The organism is Pseudomonas putida, assembly GCF_025905425.1.
Classification (GTDB): domain Bacteria; phylum Pseudomonadota; class Gammaproteobacteria; order Pseudomonadales; family Pseudomonadaceae; genus Aquipseudomonas; species Aquipseudomonas putida_AF.
This window is the reverse complement of sequence record NZ_CP109603.1, coordinates 6,014,989-6,027,008: the sequence shown is the minus strand read 5'-3', so window position 1 is coordinate 6,027,008 and position 12,020 is coordinate 6,014,989. Positions and strand designations below refer to the sequence as shown.

Below are 12,020 nucleotides of genomic sequence, written 5' to 3'. Positions count from 1 at the left end.
CGGGGTCCATTTAAGCCCCGTAAGGCGTAGGGAAATTACACGAGAACGTCCCGCAAGTGTGCGATCACGACAACGCTTTTCCATTCCCGCCAGATGTCGCGATTGGCATGTCCAAACACGCCATCGGGCCGTCTGAAGCTATCGTTTTTCATTTGGGTGTGTATTGCCCTTGCACGCTTGCTACACGGTCAAGACTTGCTTGCTTGCACTGTAGGAGCAGCCTTGTGCTGCCCCCACAGCGATCACGCATGCCTGGGGTTGGCTCCGGGGCAGCGTGAGAAAGGCCTCAGCGCACCAGGCAGGGCCGCTTGTTGTCGAAGCTCCAGCCCGGTATCAGAAACTGCATCGCCACGCTGTCATCCCGCGCCCCGAGCCCCATGTTGCGGTAGCACTCGTGCGCCTTGGCCAACTGGTCCTCATCGAGCTCCACCCCCAGCCCCGGCCGCGCTGGCACGCGCACATGGCCGTCGACGATACGCAACGGCTCACGCGTCAGGCGCTGGCCGTCCTGCCAGATCCAGTGGGTGTCGATAGCCGTGATCTCACCCGGCGCCGCCGCCGCCACCTGGGTGAACATGGCCAGGGAGATATCGAAATGGTTGTTTGAATGCGAGCCCCAGGTCAGCCCCCAGTCATTGCACATCTGCGCCACCCGCACCGAGCCCTGCAAGGTCCAGAAGTGCGGGTCGGCCAGGGGGATGTCCACCGACTGCAGCTGGATCGCATGGCCCATCTGCCGCCAGTCGGTAGCGATCATGTTGGTGGCGGTGGGCAGCCCGGTGGCACGGCGAAACTCGGCCATCACTTCACGGCCCGAGTAACCGTTCTCGGCACCGCAGGGGTCTTCGGCATAGGCCAGCACACCGTGCTTGTCACGGCACAGGGCGATGGCCTCCTTGAGCGACCAGGCGCCGTTCGGGTCGAGGGTGATGCGCGCGTCGGGGAAGCGCTCGGCCAGGGCGGTCACCGCTTCCATCTCTTCCTCACCACGCAGTACGCCACCCTTGAGCTTGAAATCGCTGAAGCCATAGCGCTGCCTGGCGGCTTCGGCCAGGCGCACCACCGCGTCGGGCGTCAGGGCCTTCTCGTGGCGCACGCGCAACCAGTCATCGTCTGCGTCCGCTTCGTTGCGATACGCCAGGTCGGTCTGCTGGCGGTCGCCGATGTAGAACAGGTAACCCAGCATCTTCACCGCCTCACGCTGCTGCCCCTCGCCCAGCAGTGCGGCCATGGGCACGCTCAAGTGCTGGCCGAGCAGGTCGAGCATCGCAGACTCGATAGCCGTAACCGCGTGCACGGTAATGCGCAGGTCGAAGGTTTGCAGGCCACGGCCGCCGGCATCGCGGTTGGCGAAGGCCTGGCGCATGGCGTTGAGCACACGCTGGTAATGGCCGATGGGCTGGCCGACCACCAGGCTGCGGGCGTCCTCCAGCGTCTGGCGGATCTTCTCGCCTCCTGGCACCTCGCCCAGGCCGGTGTTGCCAGCGCTGTCGCGCAGCACCACCACGTTGCGGGTGAAGTACGGGCCATGGGCGCCACTGAGGTTGAGCAGCATGCTGTCGTGGCCAGCCACCGGGATCACGCGCAGGTCGGTGACCACGGGGGTGGCAGTGTGAACGGCGGGAGTGGTCTGCATGTTCATGGTTTTATCTCGCAGTCATCAGTGGGTCTGGCCCAGGGCCGAAGGCGCCTTGAGCTCATCGGAAGGGGCGCCCTTGGGGCGTGTGCGGACGAAGAACACGGCGATAGCCGCCAGCACCGACGTCACCGCCAGGCCATACAACCCGCCCTGGATCGAACCGGTTTGTTGTTCGAGTAGGCCGAAGGTGGTGGGGGCAACGAAGCCACCCAGGTTGCCGACCGAGTTGATCAGCGCAATCACTGCCGCCGCGATGCGGGCGTCCAAATAGCCCTGGGGGATCGGCCAGAACAGCGACGAAGCCGACTTGAACCCGATGGCAGCAAAGCAGATGGCGACAAAGGCGAACACTGGCCCACCGGTGGTGGACATGAACATGCCGATTGCGGCAATCACCAGCGCGGCAGCTACCCAGGCCTGCTGGAACTTCCAGCGGGTGGAGCCGGACGCGAAGGCGTACATCGCCAGAATCGAGATCAGCCAGGGGACCGAGTTGAACAAGCCAACCTGTAGGTCGCTGAGGTCGCCCATGCGCTTGATGATGCTCGGCAGCCAGAAGGTCGCGGCATAGATGGTCAGCTGAATGCAGAAGTAGATCAGGCAGAACAGTACGATCTGGCGATCCTTGAGCAGGCTCCACGCGGAAGGTTTGACGGCGCCCAGCGCCTCACGCTCACGCTGCTCGCCGTCGATGGCCTGGACCAGCGCCTCCTGCTCGGCCTGGCTCAACCACTTGGCATCCTGCGGTTTGGAGTCAAGCCAGAAGAACACGAAGAAACACAGCGTCACCGATGCCATGCCTTCGATGAACAGCATCCACTGCCAGCCGTGCAGGCCCAGCCCCTGAATCTGCATCAAGGCCCCGGCCAGCGGGCCGGAGATCAGCGACGCCAGCGCCGAACCGCTGAGGAAGATGGCAATCGCCTTGCCGCGCTCGGCGGCGGGTAGCCAGCGGGTGAAGTAGTAGATCACGCCGGGGAAAAACCCGGCCTCGGCAACACCCAGCAGAAAACGCAGCACATAGAACTGGGTTTCGGTCTGCACAAAGGCCATGGCCGTGGCCACCAGGCCCCAGGTGAACATGATGCGGGTCAGCCATAACCGTGCGCCGACACGCTGCAGGAGCATGTTGGAGGGCACTTCGAACAACGCATAGCCGATGAAGAACAGCCCGGCGCCAAAACCGAAGGCAGCGGCGCTGATGCCCAGGTCGCTTTCCAGGTGAGGGCGGACGAAGCCGATGTTGACGCGGTCGAGGTAGTTGACGATGAACATGATGACGAACAGCGGCAGGACGTGGCGCTTGACCTTGGCCACGGCAGTGGCCAGTACGTCGCCATCAGCCCGGGCAGGCGGAGCGAGGGTGTCGTTCACTTGCGGATCTCCCACTAGTTGTTTTTATGCGGGTTGTCTGACATGACAGTGGGGAGGAGCATATGCGCCGCAAGGTTGTACGACAAGATAGGTAAAGTCGTCAAAAAGGCAAAATACAAGCTGTCACAATGATAATATGCTGCGATCTTGCAAAAACAACAGCAGACGACGCTGCCTTCAAGATAAGAAAAACCAGCAGAAAATATTTTTATGAATTAGCTTGTCGTACAAGTTAAACGATGACTCGGAGCTCGCCATGGGCACAGCGAACATGCGTCTACGCGGCCACAGCCGCGCCCACGACCTGGTCTCCAGCCTTACCCAGCAGATCCTGCTGGGTACCTTCAAGCCAGGCGACAAGCTGCCGTCGGAAAACACCCTGGTGCGCGAGCACGGCGTCAGCCGTACCGTGGTGCGCGAAGCCTTGTCGAAGTTGCAGGCCTCAGGGCTGGTCGAGCCCCGCCACGGTATCGGTACCTTCGTGATAGAGCGCCAGCCCCAGGCAGGCCTGCGCGTTGGCGCGGAAAACGCCGCCAGCGTGCGCGACCTGCTGGAGCTGCGCATCGGCCTGGAAGGCCAGGCCGCCGCCCTCGCCGCGGTGCGCCGCGACGACGGGCACGTGGCCCGCATGCGTCAGGCATTGGACGATTATCAGGACCTGGCCGCCGCCGGCGACAGTTGCATCGAGGCCGACCGGCGCTTTCATCTGCTGATCGCCGAGGCCACCGGCAACCTGTACTTCAGCGAGATGATGGCCCAGCTTGGCAGCGGGCTGATCCCGCGCAATCGCATGGCCCTGGCCGAACGTGCCGGGGCCAGGCTGGCCAGGCATGCGTACCTGGCCAATCTGGAGCACGAGGCGATACTCAACGCCATCCGCCGCCAGGACCCGGATGCAGCGCGGGCCGCAATGTGCCTGCACCTGTCCAATAGCCGCGACAGATTGCTGCCTGAGTGAGCCTGTAGCGGCAATTACCAGGTCAGGCAGATCTTGCCGAAATGCCGATTGCTCTCCTGGTAGCGGAACGCATCGACGATCTGCTCCAGTTCGAAGTGCTTGTCCACCACCGGCCGCAGGCCATTGGCATCAATTGCCCGCACCATCGCCTGCTGCTGCGCCCGGCTGCCGACCAGCACGCCCTGCAGGCGAATCTGCCGCACCAGGGCCTGAACCAGGGGCAACTGCCCTGCCACCCCGGTGAGGATGCCAATCAACGACACATGCCCGCCAATGCGCGTGGCAATCATCGATTGCTCCAGGGTGGCCGGGCCGCCCACTTCGATCACATGGTCGACACCGCGATTGTGGGTGAGCTCACGCACCTTCTCACCCCAGGCCGGGGTGCTCTTGTAGTTGATCAGGTGGTCGGCGCCCAGCGCCTTGAGGCGTTCGAGCTTGGCATCGCTGGACGACGTCGCGATCACGGTTGCACCCGCCAGCTTGGCGAACTGCAAGGCGAAGATCGACACCCCGCCCGTGCCCTGCACCAGCACCGTATCGCCGGGCTTGAGGTGGTCATCGCTCATCAAGGCGCGCCAGGCGGTCAGGCCTGCTGTGGTCAGCGTGGCGGCCTCGGCGTGGCTGTAGCCCTTGGGCGCGAGGGTGAAGGACGTGGCGCGGGCGGTGACCTGCTCACGGGCGTAGCCGTCGAGGCCATCGCCAGGCACCCTGGCGAACCCTTCGACATTGGCCTGGCCGTCGAGCCAGTCCGGGAAGAAGGTGCTGACAACATTGTCGCCGACCTGGAACTCACTGACACCCGCGCCCACCGCCGTCACTTCGCCGGCACCGTCGGCCATGGGGATACGCCGCTCGCTCGGCCCCCACATGCCGCTGACCACGGCGAAGTCGTGGTAGTTGAGGGAACTGGCGTGCAAACGCACGGTGATCTCGCCGGCCTGTGGCGCAGGCGCCTCGCAGGTGCCGACCTGTACTTTGTCGTAGCCGCCGCCAGGTTGGACGTAGATGGCCTTGCTGCTCATGGCTGGGTCTCCATTCAGGGAAAAACTGCGGTTCAGCATAGCCAGTGCGGGCTGCCTCCCCTGTGGGAGCAGGTTTATCCGCGAAAAGGCCCGCACTGCCAATACACAAAAAATCAGCCAAGCATCGCGCGCAACGCCCGGCAATCCGCCGCATGCCAATCCACCAGATGCGGCCACGGGTTGTCCGGCAAGTTGACCAGTACGGTCCGCGCCCCGGCCGCACGCCCGCAATCCAGGTCAAAGCGATAGTCACCGACCATCACCAGTTCGCTGGGCGCCACACCCCAAGCCCCGGCGATCTTCAGCAGGCCATCCGGGCTAGGCTTGGGTTCGGCCTCATCACGGCCAAGCACATGCTCCACCGGGAAGCAGTCAGCCAGGCCAATGGCTTCCAGGGTGACATGCGCAAGCTCCCGGGCGTTGCGGGTGAGGATCGCCAACCGGCATCCCCGCCCAGCCAGCTCGCGCACCAGCTCCACCGCCCCCGTCGCGGCCTTTGAGGCCAGCGCCAGGTCGCGCTCATGTTCCAGCAGCCAGGCATGCTTGGCCGCCGATTGCGCCGCCGGCAAGGCCGCCAGGTGGGTCAGGATGTCGTGCTCGGGCGGGATCTCCAGCGCTTCGCGGATGGCCGCAAAATCGTGCACCGCCACGGTCAGGGTGCCGTCCATGTCGAACACCCAGTTGCGTACCTCGCCCAGGCTCATGCCCAGTCCTTGCGATGGCGAATCAGGCCTTCCTGGCTCGACGACGCCACCAGTTGCCCGGCCTGGTTGAAGATGCTGCCCCGGCAGAAGCCGCGGGCATTGCCGGCCCAAGGGCTGTCGGTGGCGTACAGCAACCACTCGTCGGCGCGCAGGTTGCCATGGAACCACAGCGAATGATCGAGGCTGGCGATCTGCATGTCGCGCTGCCACACCGATTTGCCATGGGGCAGCAAGGCGGTGGTCAGCAGGCCGAAGTCAGAGGCGTAGGCCAGCAGGTACTTGTGCAGCGCAGGCACGTCCGGCAGGTTGCCGTCGGCACGGAACCAGGCGTACTTCACCGGGTCGCCGGGCTTGGGGTTGAACGGGTCACGCTCGGTCACCGGGCGGATCTCGATCGGCTTGGCACACAGCACCTTGTCGCGGATCCGCTCAGGCAGGTGCTCGGCCATGGCACTGGCCAGTTCGACTTCGCTGGGCAGGTTTTCCGGGCCCACCACATCGGGCATCTGCGCCTGGTGCTCGAAGCCCTCTTCGTCGTACTGGAACGACGCGCTGCAGGTAAAGATGGTGTGGCCCTTCTGGATCGCCGTCACCCGGCGGGTGCTGAAGCTGCCACCGTCACGCACACGGTCCACCGAATACACCACCGGCAAGCTGGCATCGCCAGGGCGCAGGAAGTAACCGTGCAGCGAATGCACATGGCGCGCATCCTCGACCGTCTGGCTGGCCGCCGACAATGACTGGCCCAGCACCTGCCCGCCATACAGCTGGCGGAAGCCCAGGTCCTGGCTGCGTCCACGGAACAGGTTCTCCTCGATGGACTCGAGGCTCAACAGGTCGACCAGGTCGTCCAACACATGACTCATCGGGGGTTCTCCTAGCAAAGCAACTCAGCTCTACAACACTTTCATGAAGGCAAATGATACAGGGTTTGTCATTCGCACCGCGCATGGCCCTCCATTCAGCCGCGCAGGGTCTGCTCCCAGTGTGCACGGTCGATGCGGTACAGCACATGAGGGCGCAACGGGTGGCCGACAGGCAGGCGCGGGTGTTCGAAACTACCACTCGAGTCCTGGAGCATACCGATGGCCTGCATGACCTTCTGCGAGGGCAAGTTGCTCTGGCTAGTGAACGACACCACCTCATCCAGGCGCAATTGGGCGAAGGCGCAACGCAGGCAAGTCCAGGCCGCTTCACTGGCAAACCCCAGGCCCCAGTGGCGACGCGCCAGGCGCCAGCCGATTTCCACTGCGGGCGCGAAATCGGCCTCGAAACTGACGTTCAACAGCCCGGTCATGCCAATGAACGCGCCGCTGTCCTTGCGCTCCAGGGCCCACAGGCCGAAACCGTGCTCATTGAAATGGCCACGGATGCGCCCGATCAGGGCAGCCGCTTCCAGGCGCGTCAGGGGCGCGGGGAAGTAGCGCATCACCTGCGGATCGGCGCACAGCGCGGCGAACTCGCGCAGGTCGTCGTCGTGCCATTGGCGCAACACCAAGCGTGCGCTTTCCAGTTCCAGAATAGGGGTCATCGGGCGTGCTCCGGTTTTGCTGTCTTGCAGTTTACAGCGTAGGCGCGGGCGAACGATTCACTCAAGCAGCAGCACTTGAATGCAATTTTCACAGCGCCTTCACCGGCACCCGACAGGCCGTTTTCCAGAATGACGCCAGCCACGCCTACACCTGGCGTGGCCATGCCATCGGAGCGACGCATGCCACCGAGCAATACCCTGGGACACCCTGCCATCCACGCCCGGCGCAAGCGACGCTTGTCGCGCAAGGCCCTGGGGGCCGCCCTGGGCCTGTGCATGGTGGTGGCGGCGTTGACCACCTGGTTGGCAACGAGGACGCACATCGTGGACCTTGGCAACGAGCAACAATTGACTGACAGCGGCCTGTTGCAGGACTGGGCCGACGGCGCCGTGATCGTGATGATTCGCCATGCCGAACGCTGCGACAGCGCACCCGGCCCGTGCCTGGACGACCCCACCGGCATCACCGTGGCCGGCACCCAGGCGGCCACCCAGGTCGGCCAGGGCTTGCACACGCTGGGCCTGAGCAATGCCGATGTACTGAGCAGCCCTAAAGTGCGTACACGCCAGACCGCGCACTTCATTCTGGGGCAAGCGGTACCCAGCGCTGCCTGGCTGGAGAGCTGCGACAACCAGTTCGCCGATGAAGCCCTGGCGCGCAAACGGCCTGGGCACAACTTGGTGCTGGTGACCCACAACGGCTGCATCGACCATTTCCAGCGCCAGCAGCGGGTGGTTGGCGGGGAGCGGGAAAGCGGCTATGCCAGTGCGCTGTTCGTTTCGGTAGACGGCAACGGCAAGGCGCGGATCCTGGGCCGGTTGAACGAGCCAGATTGGCAGCGGGTGCTGGCCAGCACCGGCAAGTGACAACCTAGCGTGACAAGCCGGTTGCGCGGCGCTGCACAACTGGCAAGATCAGCACTGGCCCCCATTGCGAACCCACCATGCCGTTGCCGCTGATCTACCACGATGACTACAGCCCGGCGTTCCCCGCTGAACACCGCTTCCCGATGGACAAGTTTCGCCTGCTGCGCGACCACCTGGTCGACAGCGGCCTGACCCGCGACCAGGACCTGTTGCGCCCGCAGATCTGCCCCAACGACATCCTCGCGCTGGCCCACGACCGCAGCTACATCGAGCGCTACATGAGCGGCGACCTGTCCCGCGAGGACCAGCGTCGCCTCGGCCTGCCCTGGAGCGAGGCGCTGGCCCGGCGCACCGTGCGTGCCGTCGGTGGTTCGCTGCTGAGCGCCGAGCTGGCACTGGAGCATGGCATCGCCTGTCACCTCGCCGGTGGCACGCACCACGCCCATTACGACCACCCCGCCGGCTTTTGCATCTTCAACGACCTGGCCGTGATCAGCCGCTACCTGCTGGAAGCCGGGCGGGTGCACCGGGTGCTGATCTTCGATTGCGACGTGCACCAGGGCGATGGCACCGCACGGATACTGCACGACACACCCGACGCGATCACCGTGTCACTGCACTGTGAACAGAACTTCCCGGCCCGCAAGGCGCAAAGCGATTGGGATATCCCCCTGCCTCGCGGCATGGGCGACGCGGCCTACCTCAAGGTCGTGGACGATGCCCTCAACTACCTGCTGCCGCTCTACCAGCCAGACCTGGTGCTGTACGACGCCGGCGTGGATGTGCACAAGGACGACGCCCTGGGCTACCTGCAACTGACCGATGAAGGCCTGGCGGCACGCGACGAGCGGGTGATGCGCCAGTGCCTGGGCCGCGACATCCCCGTGGTGGGCGTGATCGGTGGCGGCTACAGCAAGGACCGCGCAGCCTTGGCGCGGCGCCATGGCATCCTGCATCACAGCGCGGCGAAGGTCATCGGTTGTTCACAATGACTGTGGAACCGCCTGTGGATAAGCTGCTGGAAAGCGGCTGCAGCCCTTTAGCCACGCTGCCTGTAAGGTATTGATCATTTTTTGATCAGTGCTTGCGCAAGCCCGGCTGCGCTAGAATGCGCACTCTTTTCCACAACCTGCCGCCGCCCATGCCCGATTTACGCCACTCCGCCCCTCCCCTTGTCGCCGTCATCGGTGGCGGCCCCGCCGGCCTGATGGCTGCCGAAGCGCTGGCCCAGGCGGGCTTGGCGGTCGAGGTGTTCGATGCCATGCCCTCGGTGGGCCGCAAGTTCCTGCTGGCAGGTGTCGGCGGCATGAACATCACCCATTCCGAGCCCTATCCGGCCTTCGTCGCGCGCTATGCCGAACGCCAGGGCGAATTGGGCGCCCTGCTGCGCGGCTTCGATGCCGACGCCTTGCGCCAGTGGATTCACGGCCTGGGTATCGAAACCTTCGTCGGCACTTCGGGCCGGGTCTTCCCTCGCGACATGAAGGCCGCCCCCTTGTTGCGCGCCTGGCTCAAGCGCCTGCGCGACAGCGGTGTAGTTATCCACACCCGCCATCGCTGGTTGGGTTGGAATGACGATGCCAGCCTGCGGATCGCTTATCCACAGGGTGAACGCGAGGTACATGTGGCCGCTGTGGTGCTTGCGTTGGGCGGGGGCAGTTGGGCGCGCCTAGGTTCCGACGGTGCGTGGCAGCCGCTGCTGGCTGAGCGGGCTGTGGATATCTCGCCCTTGCAGCCGAGCAACTGTGGTTTTGAAGTCGAAGGCTGGAGCGCCTTGCTCAAGGACAAGTTTGCCGGCGCACCGCTGAAAAACATTGCCCTGAGCGTGCCGGGCAGCCAGCCGCGTAAAGGTGAGTTCATCCTCACCGCACAAGGGGTCGAGGGCAGCCTGGTGTACGCCCTGTCAGCGCCGGTGCGCGAAGCCATCAACCGTGATGGCCGTGGCGTACTTGTGCTCGACCTGCTGCCGGACAAGGCTGTGGATAACATTGCCCAGGCGTTGGCCAGGCCGCGTGGCTCGCGCTCGATGGCCAAGCACCTGCACAGCCAGCTGGGCATCGACGGGGTCAAGGCAGCGCTGTTGCGGGAGCTGACCGATCAGGCCACGTTCGCCGACCCTCAAGCGCTGGCGCGGGCAATCAAGGGGTTGCCGATCACCTTGGTGCGCACCCGGCCGCTGGATGAAGCCATCAGCAGTGCGGGCGGGGTGCGCTTTGAAGGGCTGGATGAGGGGTTGATGGTCAAGGCATTGCCGGGGGTGTTCTGTGCCGGCGAGATGCTGGACTGGGAGGCGCCGACCGGGGGGTATCTGCTGACGGCGTGTTTTGCCAGCGGGCTGCGCGCTGGGCGGGCGGCGGCGGAATGGGTAGCGGGGCTGCCTGACAGGTAGCTGCAGCCCAACTTTCTGGGTGCAGTCCACTTTGTGGGAGCGGGCTTGCCCCGCGAATGAGGCCACCCAGTGCATGGCACCGGCTTCGCCGGTGTTCGCGGGGCAAGCCCGCTCCCACACGGCCCCCTGCCAAACCAACGTGGTGGTTCTACAGGGGCGCCCCCGGCGATATCAAGGCTTACGCTTACGCGGCCCACCATTGAAACTCGGCACCTTACGCACCGCTTTCACTGACGGCGCCGGGCTCGCCGCTTCGGCACTGTCCATCCAGCGCCCCAAACCACGTTTGGCGCTGTTCTCTTTCGGCTTTTTAGGCTTCTTCGGCTTCTTGATCACCTGCCCACTGGCATCGGTCATCGGCACGCGGTGCTCAGGGATAAAGTCCGGTTCTTCATGGCGCGGCAAGGTCTGGCGGATCAGCGTCTCGATCGACGCCAACATTTGCACCTCATCGGCACACACCAGCGAAATCGCCTCCCCTTTGTTGCCGGCACGGCCCGTACGACCAATGCGGTGCACATAATCCTCGGCAACGATCGGCAGGTCGAGGTTGACCACCAGCGGCAGGTCGTCGATATCCAGCCCGCGCGCTGCAACATCGGTCGCCACCAACACCTGGATTTCACGGGCCTTGAAGGTATCCAGCGCCCGCTGGCGCGTGGCCTGTGGGCGGTCGCCATGGATGCCATCGGCATTGATGCCTTCGCTCAGCAAACGCTCCACCAACTGGTCGACACCGTTGCGGGTCTTGGCAAACACCAGCACCTGGCTCCAGCGCTGCTTGCGCAGCAAATGGCAGAACAGGTCAGCCTTGCGCTTCTTGTCCACAGGCACCAGCCACTGCTTGACGGTGGTGGCGGCGGCATTGCGCGGGCTAACTTCGATGCTCAGCGGGTCGTTCAGGGCCAGGCCGGCAAGGACCCGGATCTGGTCCGAGAAGGTCGCGGAAAACAGCAGCGTCTGGCGCTTGCGCGGCAGCGCTGCGTACACCGACTGCAGCTCCTCGGCAAAACCCAGGTCGAGCATGCGGTCGGCTTCGTCGAGCACCAGGGTCTGGACCTGGTTGAACTTCACGGCGTTCTGCCGGAACAGATCGAGCAAGCGACCCGGCGTGGCCACCAGCAGGTCGACGCCACGGCGCAGGCGCATCATCTGCGGGTTGATGCTGACGCCGCCGTACACCGCATAGGTGCTCAGCGGCAGGTTCTCGGCATACTCGCGCACATTGTTGTGCACCTGCTCGGCCAGCTCGCGGGTGGGGACCAGTATCAGCGCGCGGATCGAGTTGCTGGCAACTTTCTCACCTTCAAGCGCCAGGCGCTGCAGCACCGGCAGGGCAAACCCTGCGGTCTTGCCGGTGCCGGTCTGGGCTGCGGCCATCAGGTCGCGGCCGGCCAGCACGGCAGGGATGGCCTGGGCCTGGACCGGGGTCGGGGTGGTGTAGTCCAGCTGCTGCAAGGTACGCAGCAAAGGTTCGATCAGGCCGAGTTTGGCGAAATTCATGGCAATACCGTCAGGGGGTTCAGCGAAGGC

Annotated in this window: 11 protein-coding genes; 4 read left to right on the top strand and 7 right to left on the bottom strand. The window is 64.6% G+C overall.

Annotation, left to right across the window (positions count from 1 at the left end; translation table 11 throughout):
• Positions 1-286: 286 nt before the first annotated feature.
• Together gudD and OGV19_RS27140 are read right to left on the bottom strand one after the other, a co-directional pair.
• The gene (gene gudD, locus OGV19_RS27145) at positions 287-1,642 is read right to left on the bottom strand and encodes a glucarate dehydratase (protein WP_264311475.1); all 1,356 of its coding nucleotides are present in this window, start codon (positions 1,640-1,642) and stop codon (positions 287-289) included.
• An 18-nt stretch (positions 1,643-1,660) separates the two neighbouring features.
• Positions 1,661-3,013, bottom strand: coding sequence for an MFS transporter (locus OGV19_RS27140; protein WP_264311474.1), 1,353 nt, complete (start codon positions 3,011-3,013; stop codon positions 1,661-1,663).
• 256 nt (positions 3,014-3,269) lie between these two features.
• Between OGV19_RS27140 and OGV19_RS27135 the strand changes: the two genes are divergently transcribed.
• The gene (locus OGV19_RS27135) at positions 3,270-3,971 is read left to right on the top strand and encodes a FadR/GntR family transcriptional regulator (protein WP_264311473.1); all 702 of its coding nucleotides are present in this window, start codon (positions 3,270-3,272) and stop codon (positions 3,969-3,971) included.
• 14 nt (positions 3,972-3,985) lie between these two features.
• Here the strand turns inward: OGV19_RS27135 and OGV19_RS27130 are convergent, their stop codons facing one another.
• The 4 genes from OGV19_RS27130 to OGV19_RS27115 form a co-directional block, all read right to left on the bottom strand.
• Complete coding sequence (locus tag OGV19_RS27130; RefSeq protein WP_264311472.1) at positions 3,986-4,996, bottom strand: zinc-dependent alcohol dehydrogenase family protein; 1,011 nt, start codon at positions 4,994-4,996, stop codon at positions 3,986-3,988.
• Positions 4,997-5,109: 113 nt separating this feature from the next.
• Positions 5,110-5,700, bottom strand: coding sequence for an HAD family hydrolase (locus tag OGV19_RS27125; RefSeq protein ID WP_264311471.1), 591 nt, complete (start codon positions 5,698-5,700; stop codon positions 5,110-5,112).
• Positions 5,697-6,566 carry an acyl-CoA thioesterase II gene (tesB, locus tag OGV19_RS27120; protein ID WP_027595074.1) on the bottom strand — a complete coding sequence of 290 codons (870 nt, stop codon included), beginning with the start codon at positions 6,564-6,566 and terminating at the stop codon, positions 5,697-5,699. The genes OGV19_RS27125 and tesB overlap by 4 nt, the downstream gene beginning before the upstream one ends.
• Positions 6,567-6,661: 95 nt before the next feature.
• Positions 6,662-7,231: a GNAT family N-acetyltransferase gene (locus OGV19_RS27115; RefSeq protein WP_264311470.1), complete on the bottom strand. Its 570-nt coding sequence runs from the start codon at positions 7,229-7,231 to the stop codon at positions 6,662-6,664.
• Positions 7,232-7,411: 180 nt separating this feature from the next.
• Here OGV19_RS27115 and OGV19_RS27110 point away from each other — a divergent pair, with 180 nt between their 5' ends.
• From OGV19_RS27110 to OGV19_RS27100, 3 genes are all read left to right on the top strand, one after another.
• A complete protein-coding gene (locus tag OGV19_RS27110) occupies positions 7,412-8,098 on the top strand; it encodes a lipopolysaccharide core heptose(II)-phosphate phosphatase PmrG (RefSeq protein ID WP_264311469.1) in 687 nt (228 codons plus the stop codon).
• Positions 8,099-8,175: 77 nt separating this feature from the next.
• Positions 8,176-9,090, top strand: coding sequence for a histone deacetylase family protein (locus OGV19_RS27105; protein ID WP_264311468.1), 915 nt, complete (start codon positions 8,176-8,178; stop codon positions 9,088-9,090).
• 149 nt (positions 9,091-9,239) lie between these two features.
• A complete protein-coding gene (locus tag OGV19_RS27100; RefSeq protein WP_264314016.1) occupies positions 9,240-10,487 on the top strand; it encodes a TIGR03862 family flavoprotein in 1,248 nt (415 codons plus the stop codon).
• 171 nt (positions 10,488-10,658) lie between these two features.
• Here OGV19_RS27100 and OGV19_RS27095 read toward each other — a convergent pair whose 3' ends face one another.
• Positions 10,659-11,990: an RNA helicase RhlE1 gene (locus OGV19_RS27095; protein WP_264311467.1), complete on the bottom strand. Its 1,332-nt coding sequence runs from the start codon at positions 11,988-11,990 to the stop codon at positions 10,659-10,661.
• Positions 11,991-12,020 lie beyond the last annotated feature (30 nt).